This window comes from Streptococcus lishijunsis (genome assembly GCF_047290665.1).
GTDB lineage: Bacteria > Bacillota > Bacilli > Lactobacillales > Streptococcaceae > Streptococcus.
Map to the genome: position 1 here is coordinate 67,592 of NZ_JBLBUC010000003.1, position 18,109 is coordinate 85,700.

The 18,109-nt window shown below is 41.1% G+C and carries 17 protein-coding genes; 3 read left to right on the top strand and 14 right to left on the bottom strand.

Features of this window, described 5'->3' with window-relative positions:
* The first annotated feature begins 58 nt into the window (after positions 1–58).
* The 3 genes from ACLN19_RS02630 to ACLN19_RS02640 all read left to right on the top strand — a co-directional run bounded on the left by ACLN19_RS02630 (position 59) and on the right by ACLN19_RS02640 (position 4,481).
* The gene (locus tag ACLN19_RS02630) at positions 59–1,063 is read left to right on the top strand and encodes a YdcF family protein (protein WP_413382991.1); all 1,005 of its coding nucleotides are present in this window, start codon (positions 59–61) and stop codon (positions 1,061–1,063) included.
* Between the two features lie 969 nt (positions 1,064–2,032).
* Positions 2,033–3,211, top strand: coding sequence for a hydroxymethylglutaryl-CoA synthase (locus tag ACLN19_RS02635; RefSeq protein ID WP_413382993.1), 1,179 nt, complete (start codon positions 2,033–2,035; stop codon positions 3,209–3,211).
* Positions 3,186–4,481, top strand: a complete 1,296-nt coding sequence (locus tag ACLN19_RS02640; RefSeq protein ID WP_413383126.1) for a hydroxymethylglutaryl-CoA reductase, degradative — start codon at positions 3,186–3,188, stop codon at positions 4,479–4,481. The genes ACLN19_RS02635 and ACLN19_RS02640 overlap by 26 nt, the downstream gene beginning before the upstream one ends.
* Before the next feature lie 128 nt (positions 4,482–4,609).
* Here the strand turns inward: ACLN19_RS02640 and rfbB are convergent, their stop codons facing one another.
* From rfbB to hflX, 14 genes are all read right to left on the bottom strand, one after another.
* Positions 4,610–5,656, bottom strand: a complete 1,047-nt coding sequence (gene rfbB, locus ACLN19_RS02645; protein WP_413382995.1) for a dTDP-glucose 4,6-dehydratase — start codon at positions 5,654–5,656, stop codon at positions 4,610–4,612.
* Between the two features lie 109 nt (positions 5,657–5,765).
* Positions 5,766–6,359: a dTDP-4-dehydrorhamnose 3,5-epimerase family protein gene (locus tag ACLN19_RS02650; protein ID WP_413382997.1), complete on the bottom strand. Its 594-nt coding sequence runs from the start codon at positions 6,357–6,359 to the stop codon at positions 5,766–5,768.
* 1 nt (position 6,360) lies between these two features.
* Positions 6,361–7,230 (bottom strand): glucose-1-phosphate thymidylyltransferase RfbA, encoded by an 870-nt coding sequence (gene rfbA / locus ACLN19_RS02655; protein ID WP_413382999.1) that lies wholly within the window; start codon positions 7,228–7,230, stop codon positions 6,361–6,363.
* Between the two features lie 55 nt (positions 7,231–7,285).
* Positions 7,286–8,386 (bottom strand): NAD(P)/FAD-dependent oxidoreductase, encoded by a 1,101-nt coding sequence (locus tag ACLN19_RS02660; protein ID WP_413383001.1) that lies wholly within the window; start codon positions 8,384–8,386, stop codon positions 7,286–7,288.
* A gap of 9 nt (positions 8,387–8,395) precedes the next feature.
* Positions 8,396–9,184 (bottom strand): Nif3-like dinuclear metal center hexameric protein, encoded by a 789-nt coding sequence (locus ACLN19_RS02665; RefSeq protein ID WP_413383003.1) that lies wholly within the window; start codon positions 9,182–9,184, stop codon positions 8,396–8,398.
* Positions 9,174–9,857 (bottom strand): tRNA (adenine(22)-N(1))-methyltransferase, encoded by a 684-nt coding sequence (locus ACLN19_RS02670; RefSeq protein WP_413383005.1) that lies wholly within the window; start codon positions 9,855–9,857, stop codon positions 9,174–9,176. The genes ACLN19_RS02665 and ACLN19_RS02670 overlap by 11 nt, the downstream gene beginning before the upstream one ends.
* Positions 9,858–9,935: 78 nt before the next feature.
* Positions 9,936–10,631, bottom strand: a complete 696-nt coding sequence (locus ACLN19_RS02675) for a DnaD domain-containing protein (protein ID WP_413383007.1) — start codon at positions 10,629–10,631, stop codon at positions 9,936–9,938.
* 28 nt (positions 10,632–10,659) lie between these two features.
* A complete protein-coding gene (locus ACLN19_RS02680) occupies positions 10,660–11,586 on the bottom strand; it encodes a homoserine O-succinyltransferase (protein ID WP_413383009.1) in 927 nt (308 codons plus the stop codon).
* A 108-nt stretch (positions 11,587–11,694) separates the two neighbouring features.
* Positions 11,695–12,207, bottom strand: a complete 513-nt coding sequence (locus ACLN19_RS02685) for an adenine phosphoribosyltransferase (RefSeq protein ID WP_413383011.1) — start codon at positions 12,205–12,207, stop codon at positions 11,695–11,697.
* Positions 12,208–12,286: 79 nt separating this feature from the next.
* Positions 12,287–14,503 carry a single-stranded-DNA-specific exonuclease RecJ gene (gene recJ / locus ACLN19_RS02690; protein WP_413383013.1) on the bottom strand — a complete coding sequence of 739 codons (2,217 nt, stop codon included), beginning with the start codon at positions 14,501–14,503 and terminating at the stop codon, positions 12,287–12,289.
* Positions 14,500–15,264 (bottom strand): SDR family NAD(P)-dependent oxidoreductase, encoded by a 765-nt coding sequence (locus ACLN19_RS02695; protein WP_413383015.1) that lies wholly within the window; start codon positions 15,262–15,264, stop codon positions 14,500–14,502. The genes recJ and ACLN19_RS02695 overlap by 4 nt, the downstream gene beginning before the upstream one ends.
* Positions 15,261–16,190, bottom strand: a complete 930-nt coding sequence (gene rnz / locus ACLN19_RS02700; protein WP_413383017.1) for a ribonuclease Z — start codon at positions 16,188–16,190, stop codon at positions 15,261–15,263. The genes ACLN19_RS02695 and rnz overlap by 4 nt, the downstream gene beginning before the upstream one ends.
* A gap of 3 nt (positions 16,191–16,193) precedes the next feature.
* Positions 16,194–16,838: a cystathionine beta-lyase gene (locus ACLN19_RS02705; protein WP_413383019.1), complete on the bottom strand. Its 645-nt coding sequence runs from the start codon at positions 16,836–16,838 to the stop codon at positions 16,194–16,196.
* On the bottom strand, positions 16,831–18,066 hold the full coding sequence (hflX, locus tag ACLN19_RS02710) for a GTPase HflX (protein WP_413383021.1): 1,236 nt from the start codon (positions 18,064–18,066) through the stop codon (positions 16,831–16,833). The genes ACLN19_RS02705 and hflX overlap by 8 nt, the downstream gene beginning before the upstream one ends.
* Positions 18,067–18,109 lie beyond the last annotated feature (43 nt).

Below are 18,109 nucleotides of genomic sequence, written 5' to 3' on the forward strand. Positions count from 1 at the left end.
CTGTCTGTAAATTCGCTATCATCTTAGCTATTGAATCAATCTAGCTCAAGGAGTTTTTATGACTTGGATAATCCCCTTATCACTAGGACTAATCTTTGCACTTAGCTTTCGACGTGACCCGAGAAACTTATGGAATAGCCTCTTGCTACTGGCTTTTTTGAGTAGCTCTTACCTTTGGTTGACAAGACTAGCTTATGAGCAATCTAGCTCAGCTTACCAGCTCTTATCGATACCCCTTCTCCTTCTGCCGCTTCTTATGTTAGGTCTTGGGGGCTTTTTAATCATCAATGGACTGATTATTTTAAAGCGTGAGGGGAAAAGCCTTGGCAATAGCTTATCGCTCTTACTAGGTCTTGCTATCTTTGCTTATTTTATAGTCGCTAGCTTGAGCATTCACTGGGGCTATGAGCTTGCTACACGCTATGTTCCTCTCTACTATATCTTTATTTTTATCAATGTTCTAGTATTAGCCCTAGCCTTTGTCTTTTTAGCTTTTCTAATCTACTCGCTCTTATATCATCTTCTTCCTAGACGGCGTGATTATGATTATATCATCATCCACGGTGCAGGTCTATTAGGTGGAGATAAAATCACACCACTCCTTGCTAAACGCATTGATAAAGCCATTGACGCTTATCATAAAGCCAGCAAAACCACCGTCAAACTCATCGCAAGTGGCGGACAAGGTGCAGATGAAACTATCTCTGAAGGAGAAGCTATCGCCAACTACCTCCGCCAAAAAGGTATCCCTAAAGAAGATATCCTCTTAGAAGACAAGTCGCAAACAACTTATGAAAATCTCCTTTTTTCAAAGGAAATGACTAAAGACCACGATAAGGCACGCTATCTTTTTGTGACCAATGACTATCATATCCTACGCACAAGCTTTTATGCCAGAAAATTACAAATGACAGGCGATGGCCTGGGGTGTGCAACAGCATCTTATTATCTCCCAAGTGCCTTCATTCGCGAGTATGTCGCCATCCTTCAAAAATTAAAACTCTTCTTTGTCATCGTCTTTGTCATCTTTGTCATCTTGCTTATCATCTCCTTACAATCTTAATAATGAGATAGCCAAATAAGACAATCATAGTAAAAGGATTTAGCACTTATAGCGCTAAATCCTTTTTATCTTGCAAACCTATCAGATATACTATCCTAACACTAAAAAACACCTAGATTAGTCTAGGTGTTAGTAATATTGAATTTCTGCTTCTCGCAATATATCTACAATAGACACATCTCCAACCTTCAATTGAAGTAACTCTTCAACTGAGGATACTTCTTGCTTTATACAAACTAATAGCATTATTAAAAACTTTTCTCGTTTATCAATCTCTCCTAATCACTAATAAACACATAGTTATATAAGATAGTAATAGGCTAACTCTGACTAAAACTCTCCACATATAGGGAAATTCGATATATGGGAATATCAAATATGCTACTAAGATACAGCCAACTGATAATCCTAAATAAGTAAAAATCATAGAAATAGTCGCAGTTGTTACTTTCTTTCTACCATGCTTTGTATAAAAAACTATATACAAATCGTTTTTTTGAAGAAAATATAATATCATCTTCAGAAAGAATAGTATAAGAATCGTTATGACTGCTACTATTAAAAGATTATTGACTAAAATACTCTCTAACAAAAATGGCATATCTTATTCTCCTATCACATCATAGCCAGCCCAGCTCTTAAGCTAACAATAGCTTAATGCCTTACATCCTAAAACAAGGTTTTAAAACCTTTTCTACATCCTTATTGTAGCACATAATGTAAGGGGTTTCAACATTTCTTCGTTTGGGTTACTACAAAAATCTCAAAAACTAGGGAAAGGATTAGCAATAAAATAAACTAAAACTTACCATGCTTAAGAACATATTGCATACCTTAGCTTTTCTCTAAACAGTTTTGCCCTCCAAGTCATAATATAGCCCAAAGCAAGTTTTTCTTTGACGGCTTTAGCGATATTTATGATAAAATAGGGAATGACTAATTAACATGATATGTAAGAAAGGTAAGAGTATGACAATCGGAATTGACAAAATCGGTTTTGCGACAGGTCAATATGTGCTTAATATGGCAGATTTGGCCAATCGTCGAGGGGCTGACCCTGATAAATTTAGCAAAGGGCTTTTACTTGATGCTCTTAGTATTACACCGATTACAGATGATATTATCACACTTGGCGCTAGTGCCGCACAAGCTATATTGAGTGCAGAAGATAAAAAAGCTATTGACATGGTCCTGCTGGCTACTGAGACTGGTGTTGACCAGAGTAAAGCTGGATCTGTTTATATTCACCATCTACTAGGGCTTGAACCATTTGTACGCTGCTTAGAATTTAAAGAGGCCTGCTATAGTGCAACAGCTGCGCTTAATTATGCTAAGCTACATGTTGAGAAACACCCAGATCGTAAAGTGCTAGTCATTGCATCAGATATCGCGAAATATGGTATCAAAACCGCGGGTGAGCCCACACAAGGAGCTGGAAGCGTTGCAATGCTAGTCAGTCAAGACCCTCGCCTTCTCGCTCTCAATGATGATAATGTCGCCCAAACAAGAGATGTCATGGACTTTTGGCGTCCTAATTATAGTACAACTCCATTTGTCAATGGAATGTACTCCACAAAACAATACCTTGATATGCTGAAGACAACTTGGGCTGAATACCAACGACGTACACAAAGCTCTCTCTCAGATATTCAAGCTTTCTGCTTTCACCTGCCTTTTCCAAAGCTAGCTCTAAAAGGCTTTCATAAAATCATGACAAAAGACCTTGATGACAAGCAAAAAGAGCTACTAACTGCTAATTTTGAAGCCTCTATCCTCTATAGTCGTCAAGTCGGCAACATCTACACAGGGTCCTTATTTTTAGGATTGCTATCGCTCTTAGAAAATAGTCAAACGCTAAAAGCTGGGGATACCATTGCTCTTTTTAGCTATGGTAGTGGGGCTGTTGCTGAAATCTTTAGTGCTACAGTAGTTGATGGTTTTAAAGATCAGCTCAAAACCAATCGCCTAAGCCAACTAGACAAACGTCTGCCACTAACAGTAGATGACTATGAAGCCCTTTTCTTTGAGGAAGCGCAGCTTGACCCAGACGGAAATGCTCACTTCAACACCTATCAAACTGGCCCTTTTTATCTCTCAGAAATCGTTGAGCACAAACGCATCTATAAGGAATCCCATGACAACAGATAATATCAATTGGGCTCGATTTGCCAAAAAAACGCCCGAAAAACGTCTTTCACACATTGAAAAAGCTGAGCTTTTATCTCCTCAACAACTGGCTATTTTAAAAGAAAATCAATCTCTGTCCATCGACACTGCCAATCAAATGGTCGAAAATGTCCTCATGACCCACTCTCTGCCATTTGGACTTGTCCCTGAGATGATGGTTGATAATCGTCTTTACCACGTCCCTATGGTCACTGAGGAACCTTCTGTTATCGCTGCAGCTAGCTTTGCTAGTAAAATCATTCAGCGCTCTGGAGGATTTCACACCAGCATTGAAGAGCGCCAAATGATAGGACAGGTCGCCCTCTATGATATCGCTGATAAAGAAGTAGCTAAAGAAGCCATTCTTACCCAAAAAGACTGGCTGATTGAACAGGCTAATCTCGCCTATCCTTCTATCGTCAAACGCGGTGGAGGCGCTAGAGAATTATGGCTTGAGGACAAGGATGACTTTGTAATTGTCTATCTTAGTGTTGATACCAAAGAAGCTATGGGCGCCAATATGACCAACACCATGATGGAAGCCTTAAGTCCACTGCTTGAGCGTCTCACACAAGGACAAAGCCTCATGGCTATCCTCTCTAACTATGCGACAAAAACATTGGTCAGCACTCATTGTAGCATTGATTTACGCTTTCTCAGTCGTAATCCTAAAGAAGCTACTAAACTAGCCCGCAAAATCGCACTAGCCAGTAAACTCGCGCAATCCGATCCTTACCGTGCTAGTACCCACAACAAAGGCATTTTTAACGGAATTGATGCCTTAGTCCTTGCTGTCGGCAATGACTGGCGTGCTATTGAAGCTGCAGGGCATACCTTTGCTAGCCGTAATGGGCAATATCAGGGCTTATCAGAGTGGGAGGTTGATACGGCTAATCACTGCCTCAAAGGCCGTCTCACCATGCCTATGCCTATTGCCACAAAAGGGGGATCTATCGGTCTAAACCCTAGTGTCCAAGTCGCCCATGAACTTTTAGGACATCCCAGTGCTACGGAGCTAGCTAGAGTTGCTGTTTCTTTAGGACTCGCTCAAAATTTTGCTGCCCTTAAAGCTCTGACAAGCACAGGCATCCAAGCTGGACATATGAGCTTACAAGCCAAATCACTTGCCCTATTAGCTGGTGCCAATGAGACTGAAGCGGCTCTTCTTGCTAGCAAACTGCTAACAGAAAAACACCTTAATTTGGAAACAGCTCAAAAATGTCTCGGAACATTACGCGCTAATAACTCCTAAAAGCCTTGTGTCATACAAGGCTTTTTCTAAATCTAATCTAAAGCTATCACATGATCTTCTTGTCTTGAGATGAGCAAAAACAATCTACTCAAAAACCTTATCAACTAATGCTGATAAGGTTTTTTAAATTATTTAATCACTTCTTGAGTCTTAGCGTAATTAGCTTCTACCGCTTCTTTTTCAGACTTCCACCAATCTTCATGGTCAGTGTACCATTTGATAGTCTCTTCAAGACCTTCTTCAAAGTTAGTGAATTGTGGCTCCCAACCTAGCTCTTCACGCAATTTTGTCGAATCAATCGCATAGCGTAAATCATGACCTGCTCGGTCAGTGACATGGTCATAAGCGCCTTTAGGTTGTCCCATTTTCTCAAGGATAAGTTCAAGCACTTCCTTGTTATTTTTCTCACCATCAGCACCGATAAGATAGGTTTCACCAATACGACCCTTGGTTAAAATAGCCCAGACACCTGTTGAATGGTCATTGGTGTGAATCCAGTCACGAACATTCTTACCTTCACCGTACAATTTAGGTTTGATACCTGATAAAATATTGGTAATTTGACGTGGAATGAATTTTTCAATGTGTTGGTAAGGCCCGTAGTTGTTGGAACAGTTAGAGATAGTCGCTTTGACACCAAATGAGCGAACCCACGCTTTTACGATAAGATCTGAGGCTGCTTTTGTTGATGAGTAAGGTGAGCTTGGATTGTAGTTAGTCTCTGCAGTAAACTTCTCACCTGGACCTTCACCATGACCTGGAAGATCTTCACGAAGCGGCAAATCTCCATACACTTCATCTGTTGAGACATGATGGAAACGAATATCATATTTGCGAGTTGCCTCAAGAAGAGTGTAAGTCCCAATAAAGTTGGTATGAATGAAGGGACTTGGATCATTAAGGGAATTATCATTGTGACTTTCAGCGGCATAGTGAACGATAGCATCTGCTTTAGAGGCTAGCTCATCTACTAATTGAGCATCTGCAATATCGCCAACAACTAGCTCAACACGATCGCCCAAGATTTCCTCAAGATTAGCGCGATTACCAGCATACGTTAATTTATCCAAGACTGTCACATGCACATCTGGATGGTTATTATACACGTAGTGAACAAAGTTTGAGCCGATAAAGCCAGCTCCACCTGTAACGATGATATTTTTGTATTCTGACATAATTAAGATTGCAAGAAAATACTCTTATCTCAACGTATTTTCTCATAACTTAGGTTTTCTAAGTCATTATTCCTTTCTTAAAATAGTGATTGACCTCATTCTATGCTAATTAGAGCATATCTTTAGTAAGAGGTGTAACGTCTTTTAGCAATGGATGGTTCTTATCTGCTTCAGAAACTTCTGCTTCTTCTAAGTTTTCCCAGGTAATATCAAGACTTGGATCTGCATAATTTACAAAGGCATACTTGGGTTTTAACTCAAGAGCCCAGTAATCGTTGACCAAATAGCTATAAGCTACTGTATCTGATAAGACTTGAAAGGCATTAGCTACACCACGTGGTACAAAAATACCCTTACTAGCATCAATCACTGTCTGATAGGTATTACCAAAGGTCTCTCCTTCACGAAGATCCACCCAAGCGCCCAAGACCTTACCTTCATCAGCAACTGAGATGTACTTATCCCAAGGTTCAGCATGAAGTCCACGAAGGACATTTTTACGAGAAAAACTAACATTGTTTTGTAGTTTGCCTTCTGCAAAAAAAGATTCTGGAAAGCCAAGCGGCACCATTTTTTCCTTTTGGAAATTTTCTTTAAACCATCCACGATTGTCACCATGTACTGGAATATCAAATTCTAACATACCTGGAATGGCTTTTATAGGACGTGCTGCTAATGTTTTACCAAAAAATTGTTCTGTCATTCTAAGCTTCTCCAATCAAACGGAGCAAATACTGTCCGTATTCATTTTTCTTCAAAGGTTGTGCAAGTTCAAGAACCGCCTCACGAGTGATATAGCCCATACGATAAGCTATTTCTTCAAGGTTAGCTACCTGAACATTTTGCATGCGTTGTACGGTTTCGATATATTGCGCAGCTTCTAAAAGACTCTCATGTGTCCCTGTATCTAACCAAGCAAATCCACGACCCATAAGCTCAACAGCTAAATCGCCGCGCTCTAAATAAACTTTGTTGACATCTGTGATTTCAAGCTCTCCACGAGGACTTGGCTTGATATTTTTAGCAATCTCAACCACATCATTATCATAAAAATAGAGACCTGTAACCGCATAGCTAGATTTAGGATTTTCAGGTTTTTCTTCGATGGAGATCGCATTCATGTCACTATCAAACTCAACCACACCAAAGCGCTCTGGGTCTTTGACTTGATAACCAAAGACAGTCGCTCCTTTTTGTCGATTAGCTGCATTTTGAAGCATTTTAGAAAGTCCTGGTCCATGGTAGATGTTGTCCCCTAAGACAAGCGCTACGCTATCATCACCGATAAAGTCTTCACCAATAATAAAGGCTTGTGCCAAACCATCTGGGCTTGGTTGCTCTGCATAAGAAAGCGAGATTCCAAATTCAGAACCGTCACCTAGTAAATCTCTAAATCGTGGTAGGTCTTGTGGGGTTGAAATAATTAGAATTTCTTTGATACCCGCAAGCATCAAGGTAGATAGCGGATAGTAAATCATAGGCTTGTCATAGACAGGCATGAGTTGTTTAGAGGCAGCACGAGTCAATGGATATAAGCGTGTTCCAGACCCTCCTGCTAAAATAATACCTTTCATACAGGTCTCCTTTTATTTGTTATCGCTTTTATTTTACCATTTTTTAAGAATACTGTCAGCACTTATCTAAATGAATATAGCGCTCAATAGGATAATTCTCTAATGTAATGTCTAAAGGCTGCTCCAATAAAAGAGACGCCAACTGCTTACCTAAAAACGGACCTATGGTCAAGCCAGTAGAGCCTAGACCGCTAGCCGCATAGACATGAGCTAATCCTGGCACTTGCCCAATAAAAGGAGAAAAGTCGCTCGTATAGGCACGTGTCCCAACACGACTCTTGTGGCGACTTGCCTTATCCCATTGTGAAAAATAAGGGGCTACTTGTTCTTTTAGTCCGTCTAAAACCGTCTTATCAACACGAAGGTCAAATCCCTTATCATTTTCATGACTAGCACCCAGAGCTATCTTACCATTATCAAAAGCGATGATGTCAGCCTCTCCTTCTGGCATAACCACAGGGTAATCATCCGTCACCCTATCCTCAAAGTAATAATCTTCCAACTGTCCTTTTTGACCACGAATATCGACTTGATAACCCAAGGGCGTCAATAACTCTCCCAACCATGCACCAGTCGCTAAAATCACTTTATCAAACGATTTCCCCAAAATACGGTATCCTGTTTCGGTCACTTCTAAGGTCACTTTTTCCTTGACAGGCTCCAATCGACTTGCCTCAAGTAGAGTCTTAGTCAGTCTAGCACCATCCACACGTGCACCTCCAGAAGCATAAAGAGCCTTAGAAAAACCTGTCAAATCTGGGAAAAGTGGGCTAATCTGACAGCTGTCTAATAGGGCTAAATCACCCATCAAAGGTGATTCCTCATGCCTTAGAGAAGCTAGCTCATAAAGCTCATCTAGCTTACTCTCATCTTTCTTTAAAAGAAGAACCCCTGTCTGCTTGTAAAAATCATTAGCTATCCCATCTGCTTCTAAATCAGCCAGCAACAACGGATAAAAGTCAGCACCGAGTCTAGCTAAGGTATACCAAGCTTTATTTCGTCTTTTAGAAAACCATGGACTGATAATCCCTGCAGCCGCTTTAGTCGCTTGACCGACACCGTAGTCAAAAACAGTGATTTCAAGATCACTTTCTTTAGACAGGTAATAAGCGCAACTCGCCCCCACAGCTCCAGAGCCAATAATTGCAATATTCATCGTAACCTCTTATCTATGAAAAAAGGGATTAGTATTGGCTTGACTAGCTAAGATCTCTATATCCCAGTTGTTCTCAGCTTTCCATAGCTCTAATTTTTCAGCTATTTTTGATACAAAAAGCACTTCGATATGATGACCTGGATCAATCGCTAAAAGACCTTCGCTCAACATCTCCTGAGCTGTGTGATAGTAAATATCACCTGTCACAAAGACCTGTGCACCAGCTTTTAGCGCGTCCTTATAAAATCCTTGCCCACTGCCGCCGCAAATAGCCACACGAGAAATCAACTTAGGGGTGTCATCATAAGCTACCAAACGCACGCTGTCAAGACCAAACCGTTCCTTAATCGTCTTAGCAAATGTTTGAAATTCTTGCTCAACGATATGACCAACTCGTCCAATACCATAACCATCCTTGGTAGGAGACAAAACAGTTCTATCAGAAATCTCTAATAACTCACAAAACCAATCGTTCAAACCATCCTCAACAATATCAATATTAGTATGACTCACATAGACAGCTATATCATGCTTGACAAGCTCTAGTAGCATACTAGTCTGTGGGCTAGCCACTAAATCCTTCAAGGGACGAAAAATCGGTGCATGTTTAACTATAATCAAATCCACTTGATTAGCAATAGCCTCAGCCACAGTAGCCTCCCGAATATCAAGAGCTACCATCACTTTTGAAATCACCTTATCTAAATGCCCTATCTGAAGACCTGCAATGTCACCCTCCATAGAAAGTTCTTTTGGGCAATAACGCTCATAGCGCTCAATAAGCTCTCTAGCCTTCATCGACTACCTCCTTAATCATCTGTATCTTACTCTCTAGTCGCTCTTTTTCTAAGAGTTTATCTGATGGGATACGCTCAAGAGCCACTTGCAGCTTGTCATGCTCTAGCCTCCAACGTTCCTTAAAAATAGGATTTTGTTCCTGTCTCAAGTAAGGTCCAAAACGCACATCTTTGTCATCTAATTGCATCTGTCCATGCTCGACGACCATGATTTCATAGTATTTGCCATGTTCTTTAATGATCATCTCATCAACAATCTGAAAATCTTGCTGACTCAACCATACCCGCAAATCATCTTCACGATTATTAGCTTGTAAGATCAGGCGTTCAACACCCTTTAATTTAGGCAAACCAGCAGCTAAAATCTCTGTAATCAAGCGCCCCCCCATACCACAAATCGTAATGCAAGTCACCGCATCAGAAAGCTCAAAAGCCGCTAAGCCATCTGCCAAGCGAACACTGATTTTATCAGCCACATCATGTGCTTCGACATTTCCCTTAGCTTGCAGATAGGGTCCCAAAACAACCTCTCCTGCAATAGCATAATCGATCTGTCCCTGCTCTACCAAGGCTATGGGCAAATAAGCATGATCACTGCCGACATCTAATAAACGTGCTTGGCTTGGTACATAGCTAGCAACTGCCTCTAGGCGCTTTGATAGCTGTTTTTCCATCGCTCTATTCTCCTTTATTATCTCAATTAATATAGCGTCATCCTAGTAAAAACGAAAGCTAAGCAAAATGCTCAGCTTTTACATCCCATCTGTTGACCATGTATCCATAGCCGAAAAAAAGGCACCTGAAACATCTTTTTTAGGAGTTACTTTGTCTCCGTCACGATTACTAAGGCGCTCTTTGACTTGTCTTGCGCTCGTCAATTTTTCCTGACGCCAATTGCGCAAGATGGCATTGATATACTTCATGTTGAATTTACCATTTAAAGTCGCCTCTTTAAGTGCTAAGCGGACAATTTCAGGATCTGTATGATCCTCTTCGATTGTTTTTTCGAGGTCTTCTAGCTCAAATGGCGTCAAAAAGCGCCCAAGCTCACCTTGAAAATCATCTACCAAGCTTTTAAAGACATTGCTTGTCGCTTGAGCTTGTTCTGTATGCTCATTTAAGGCTTCCTCATCCAGTTTATCTAGCTTGGCTAAGGCTGGACTGGCATCAAAAATCACCTCAATCTCCCCAGATAGCTCTATTGTCTTTGTCTCTAGCAAACCCTGATTGGTCAAACGGCTAATGCTTTGATTGACATCTGTTAGACGCTTTCCCAAAGCCTCTGCAATTTGACTAGGCGCTAAATCATCTAATTTGGTTGTGTTTTGCAAAAAGAAGAACTGCCACACAATAAAATCATCGCTTGAGTCAAACAAGTCATGAAAACGAAATAATAAACGGCTAGGCAAGACAAGATTGCCCTTTTGAAATGTCTCTAAGTAGGTCATATATCCTCTCTACTACCTACATCATCTTTTAGTCTAAAGTACTGTCTAAATCCCTCAAATCATAAGGCGTCTCCTGATAGACAGCGTTTATCCAATTGCTAAAAAATGTCGCAGCGGCCAAATGCCAGCACATCCGTGGCTGCTGAGTAGGGTCATCTTCTGGAAAATAATCTTTTGGAATGGCTGGTGCCTTATTTCCTGCTAAATCACGTAGATACTCTTGCTGCAGAGTGTCTCTATCATACTCCATATGCCCAAAGCTATAAATCTCACGTAAATCACGACTCGCTAAAAGAGAGAGACCTACCTCACTACCTGCAGCTAAAATCTCCAAATCCTCTACTGCTTCAACAGACGCTCTCAACACCTCTGTATAGCGAGAATGAGGCGATGAAAAGACATCATCAAAGCCACGCATCAAAGGATGGTAAGCCTCTAGCACCTCTTGGGTATAAATACCTGATAATTTTTGAGAAAGTCTAACCTTGTCAATACCATAATTGTAGTAAAGACCTGCTTGCGCTCCCCAACACAGATGTAGTGTCGAAAAAGCATGTGTCTTACTCCAAGATAAAATCTGACATAGTTCACCCCAATAATCCACTTCCTCAAATGCTAGCGTTTCAACAGGGGCACCCGTGATAATCAAACCGTCATAATACTTATCTGAGATATCAGCAAAAGTCTTATAAAAGGTTTTCAAATGCTCAGGCTTAGTATTTTTGGATTGGTGAGACTCCATATGCAAAAAATCGATCGTCAACTGCAAGGGTGTATTGGCTAATAAACGTAAAAGCTGGGTCTCTGTCGCCTCCTTTGTTGGCATCAGATTCACAATCAATACCGCTAAAGGGCGAATATCTTGGTGACTGGCTCTGTTATCATCCATAGCAAAGATATTTTCAGAGCGTAGGATATCTAAGGCTGGTAAACTCTTATCTACTTTTATGGGCATGAAAACATCTCCATTTCTATAATAGTCTTATCTTCTATTATAGAATATGGAGATATAGGTTTCAATTATATATTTCTTTGATTTAGATATAGTTTTAAGCTATATCTCCTAGTAATGCATCAAGACCTTATAATCGTAATCACCGATAGCTTTACGACCTTCAAGCTCATCAAGCTCAATCAAGAAAGCACAACCCGCCACAACACCGCCAAGGCGCTCAATCATCTCAATGGTTGCTTTGACTGTACCACCTGTTGCTAACAGATCATCAACAATCAAGACACGCTGTCCAGGCTTAATCGCATCAGCGTGCATAGTCAAGGTGTCAAGACCGTACTCTTTTTCATAATCTGCTGAAATGACCTCACGTGGTAATTTTCCTGGCTTACGAACAGGAGCAAAACCAACTCCTAACTCATAAGCGACAGGACAGCCAATGATAAAGCCACGCGCTTCAGGTCCTACAATCATATCGATTTGTTTGTCGGTTGCATACTGTACAATCTCACGAACAGCGTAGCTATAAGCATTTCCATCAGCCATTAAAGGGCTGATATCACGAAAGACAATCCCTTCTTGAGGGTAGTCTTTAATGGACGCAATATATTCTTTTAAATCCATTTCCTTACTTTCTAGGGCTTTAGCCAAATATTCTTATATCTTATTATAGCATGAATTATAAAAATGGTAAATTTACAAACTAGACTTTCTCGTCTGATTTGGTCAAATAATCATAGATATCTTGTGGCGACGAAAGTGCCATAAGCTCTTGAAAAAGGACTTCTTTTTTGAGTTGCTGATAGATGTGACTCTCATCGATAGTTTTTTTAGTCGCTGATTTATTGAGCGTCATAACACCATCTGTGATGGTCACAAAACCTAGCTCTTCAAAAATTTGAATCATCTTAATCACAAGCAGCTTGTCAATTTTCAGATAAGCACTCAAGTCAGATAGCTTATAGCGGACGTCAAATTCTGGATATTGGTAAATCGTCTTATACAACTTAGCAAACTGCTCACGACTTCCATAACCCGTCAAATAGTAGGGTTTTGAAATTTCATTTTGAAAATAAATGGCCTCATAGTGGCCTTGAGTCAATAATTGAGCCAAGCTGCTACTTTCTTTAGGAACCTGATAAATCGCCACTACTGGGCTATCTGGATCCTTAAAAATGTCAGGGACACCAGCTGGTACTTGACTTGTCTTTGCCCGACAATCAATCAGCTGAAGGCCTGTCACCCTAGCATCTTCTAGCATGAGCTGAAGGCTTGTTTTGCCATTCCATTTATTGATGGATAAACTGACAGCTAATTCTAAATGCTGTGCTTGTTGAAAATCTTGAAGCTTGTCACCTTGGTTAAAAGCGACTAAATCATAGCTCGTCTCACCTTGCTCCAGCTTGAGCTTAAGATGGCTATTGTCCTGTCCCATGGTTCGTGCCTGAGTGACCTTAACCTCTTTCAGCCAAAAAATAGGCTTTTTATGATCCATCCCAAAAGGAGCTAGCTTATTTAGCTTGGTCACCATATCTAAAGTGAGCTGATCAAAGCTAAGACTAGCATCCAGATAAAGCGTCTTTTTTTGTGAAAGATCAATGTGATTATCCTTAACAAAAGCCTCCAATGCTTGACTCAAGTCCTCTAACTTAGCTACTTCTATGGTCATACCAGCAGCGCCACTATGGCCACCAAAAGCGACAAATAACTCACGATGGCAGTTGAGGGCTTCAAAGATATCAAGCGCCTCCACACTCCTAGCACTGCCTTTGGCAAGATCTCCATCAATCGACAAGAGGATAACTGGCTTTGATAATTGCTCCAATAAACGTCCTGCTACAATCCCTAAAACACCAGGATGCCAGCCTTCTTTAGCCAAGATCTGAACAGACTTACTGTCATCAATCATCTCCTTAGCTTCCTCAACAATAGCCTCGACAATAGCCTTTCGCTCCTCATTTTTTGTCGCTATCATCTTAGCGATAAGGCTAGCTTCTTGGTCATCAAAGCCTGTCAACAACTCAATAGCAGGATTAGGGTCGTCTAAGCGCCCTAGCGCATTAAGCTGCGGTGCAATTTGAAAACCAATACTCTCTTCGGTCAACTCGTAAGGCTCAATGTGAGAGATAGCTAGTAATTCCTGTAGCCCAATACGCTCTGTCGTCTTTAGGACTTGTAAACCCATAGAGACCAAAAGACGATTTTCATCTGTTAGACTGACCATGTCAGCGATGGTCCCGATAGCTACCAAATCGAGCATTTCATGAGGTACAGCCTCTAAAAGAGCACAAGCTAGTTTAAAAGCCACGCCACAACCAGCCAAGGATTTAAAGGGATAATCACCCTCAGGGTGCTCCGGATGAATAATAGCGTAAGCCTCTGGCAAATGCTCAGGCAAGCTGTGGTGGTCTGTGACAATGACATCAACACCCTTACTTTTCTGGGCATAACGAATCGCTTCATGTCCAGCCACTCCATTGTCCACGGTGATAATTAGTGATATGCCCTGCTCTTCGATAAAATATTTATAGACACTTTGATTAGGGCCATAGCCATCCGTGAAACGATTAGGCAAGTACACCTCAACTTCTGCTCCCATCATCTCTAACGTTTCCTTAACAATAGAAGCAGATGTCATTCCATCAGCATCATAATCGCCATAAATCAAAATACGCTCAGCCTTTTCAATAGCTTCTCTAATCCGCCCAACAGCCTTCTCCATATCAAACAAAAGATAAGGGTCATAGAGATTGGCGACGTCCATACCAAAAAAACGCTCTAACTTAGCCTTATCATCAATCCCTCTAGCATAGAGGATGCGCGCTGATAAGCCATCTAAATCATATGTTTTACTTAATTGATAAAAAGCCTCGTCAGGCTCTTTTTCCTGTAATTGCCACTGATATTGTGCAGAAATCATTTTAAATTAAAAACCTTTCTTGATAAGATATCTGAGGTTTTTGGAAACAGTGTATAAAACTTGTGAGCTAGCGCTAAGCTATAAGGCATATTCAGCTCACGCTTAGGCTTGCCTAAGACTTTGACAATCTTTTTGGCAACAGCGTCTGGCGACAATACAAACCGCCCTACGCGCTCTAAGTAGCCTCCTGTCGGATCTGCCTTATCAAAAAAGGACGTCCTGATCGGTCCAGGATTAACGGTTGTCACATATACCCCTTTATCAGCTAGCTCAAGGCGTAAACTATTTGAAAAACCAATAACAGCAAACTTGCTAGCACAATAGACCGAGGCCTTACTGGTTGCCATAAGCCCTGCCATACTGGCTATGTTGACAATATGCCCCGACCCTCTACGGGCCATCTTTTCTCCCACCAAGCGAGAGAAAGTCATCACTGCGATGCTGTTGACATCAAACATAGCCTTAACCTCATCTTGAGTGTAGTCATCGTAGTCTTTAAAACTACCATAACCAGCGTTATTGATGAGAACATCAATTCGCCCAAACGCTTCTTCAATCTCTGACAAAATAGCCACAATAGCCTTCTCAGACGTGATGTCACACTCTTTTAAGCAGATATGATCAGACGGTGCATATAGTTGCGCAAGCTTTTTCTTGTCTCGACCTAGTAAAACCAAGCTGTCCGTTTCAGAGAGTTGCCTGACAAGTGACTGGGCAAGACCTCCACTTGCCCCTGTAACAACAATCACACGTCCACTCATAAGCTAAATTCCTCAAGATCTTTGACTAGCTGTGTTTGCTCAAATACAGCTCTAGCATCATCTTGCAAGCGTCTGCAATCACGCCCCAAAAAACGAGCGCTGATATGGTTCAGCAATAAACGCTTGGCTGAGGCTGCTTTAGCGACTTGAGCGGCCTCTATATTGGTTGAATGCCCATGCGCTTTAGCGATTTTCTCATCTCCCTTTCCATAAGTGGACTCATGGACAAGGACATCCGCCCCTAAAGCGAGACGAACGCTAGCGTCTGTCTTTCGTGTATCACCTAAAATCGTGACAATCTTCCCTTTTTTAGGCGCTGAGATATAATCCTTAGCAATGATACGACGACCATCTTCTAAGGTAATATCCTCACCATTTTTGATACGTCCAAAAAGCGGGCCAAATGGCACACCTGCTTCTTTTAGAGCGTTAGCATCTAGCGTTCCCTCCAAATCCTTTTGTACCACACGATAGCCAACACAAAAAACAGTATGATCTAGCGCTTCAGTGTAGATGCTAAATTTATCATCTTCATAAATCAAGCCTAGATTATCCTTATCAAACTCATGAAAATGAATCCGATAAGGCAAACGCGTCCCAGATTGGTAAAGGCTTGTCATGACATAGCTTTTGATACCAACAGGACCGTACAAATCAAGGTCTGTCTGCTCTTCGTTGGCTTGAAAGGCACGGCTCGACAAAAAACCAGGCAAGCCAAAGATATGGTCACCATGAAGATGTGTGATAAAAACCTTTCGAACCTTACGGGGTTTGATGCTGGTCTCTAAAATCTGTCTTTGCGTGCCTTCCCCACAATCAAACATCCATACTTCATTGATTTCATCATGTAATTTTAATACCAAACTCGAGACATTGCGCGCCTTTGAGGGCTGCCCTGCTCCCGTTCCTAAAAATTGAATGTCCACTCTTTAGTCCTCTTCTTGCTTTATATATAATAGGGCTTCTCTACCGTCTGCTTGATAATAACGCTGCCCCTTAATGTTTTCGGCTAACTCCACGATTTCCTCACGACTAAGCCCTGATAATCTGATGACATTTCCAGCTAATAGCTCCACCTTAGTCAACAGACTCTCCTTAGGCGTCTCGTCTGCTATAAGTAGCTTATCAATAGCTAACGGTGCTAATAAAATCCGTCCCTCTTCATAGCTAACCGCATAATGAGGGAAAAGCTGCGCAATCTCAAAGAATAGGGACTCTGTCATAGGACCCTCTTCCTGCGCAAATACCTGTGCTCTTTCTTCTTGTGAGATATAGGCAAAACCATAGGAGTGACCCGAGAGATTTAATCTCACAAACGGTTTTTCTTCACGAAAACTAGGGTCTTTTTGGTAAAGTTTTAAAGCTTTTGATAAGCCAAAATAATAATCAGTAGCTGCTTTTGGGGATTGTTTTTGATATATCTCAGCAAAGTAAGCGTTGATGACACTTGGTGGAGGTGTGATAAAGCGTAATTTGTCATCATGGGATAAGTCTTTTAAACACTGTGTGAGGTATACTTTATCAAGGGTTGTAAAACCGCCATAAGTCAGCGCTAAATCAATATAATCAGTCATAAAATTCTTCTAGCTTCCATTTATATTTTGGTGATATATAGCCTGTAATAGCCTCCTGACTGTCACCATCAAAAGGATCTACAAAGGCTATTTTCTGTAACTCATAAAGTTTATAGAAATCTTTTGGTAAAACACGAATCTTAAAAGGCTCAAACTGCTCACAAATAGTGTCAACTAGTAGCCTGCGAAGCGATTTGAGGCTATTTTTATCTCGTGCTGAAATCCTAATATTAGGAAAAGAAGTCGCATTAAAACTCGCCACTTTATCAATCTTATTGTAGATTGATAAGCGTGGAATATCTAGCATATCCAACTCTTTTAACAGATCACGGACTACTTTTTCATGCTCCATATGATTGGGGTCACTGGCATCAATCACATGTAATAATAAATCAACGTGACGGCTTTCTTCAAGGGTTGATTGAAAAGCAGCCACTAGCTCTGTTGGCAAATCTTGGATAAAACCAACGGTATCTGTTAAAGTAGCTTGAAAACGATCCTTGAGATACACTTGCTTGGTTGTCGCATCTAAGGTCGCAAACAGTTCATCAGCCTCGTAATGCTCTTTTTCTGTTAATAAATTCATCAAGGTGGATTTGCCAGCATTGGTATAGCCGATTAAGCCAATTTTAAATACCCCATCGTTTAAGCGCCTATCACGACCTGTCTCACGCTTTTGAGCTACTTGTGCTAATTGGTGCTCAATATCTGTGATTTGCTTACGGATAGATCGGCGATTGAGCTCAAGCTGGCTCTCACCTGGACCGCGACTACCAATTCCTCCAGCTTGGCGACTCAGCATAATCCCTTGTCCCACTAAACGTGGTAACATATATTTAAGCTGGGCTAAATGTACCTGCAATTTGCCCTCATGGCTACGTGCTCTCAGCGCAAAAATGTCTAAAATCAGTTGCATACGGTCAATGACCTTGACCTCTAACACACTCTCAAGCCTTGCATTTTGTCTTGGCGTTAAGCGATTATTGACAATGACAGTATCAATACGCTCACTATCTATCAACCGCGCTATTTCTTCTAATTTACCAGAACCGACAAAACTCTTACTATCGTAAGTCTCTCGATGTTGAGTGACACAAGAAACCACCTCAGCACCAGCTGTTTGCGCCAAACCTTCTAGCTCTTTCATAGACATCTCAAAATGCTCTGTCTTAGGAAGCGCCACTCCTACCAACAAGACCCGCTCTTTTTGCGTTGCTGTCTCAAACATCTTCTCACCTCAATTCTGCATAAAGAATATTATACCACAAATC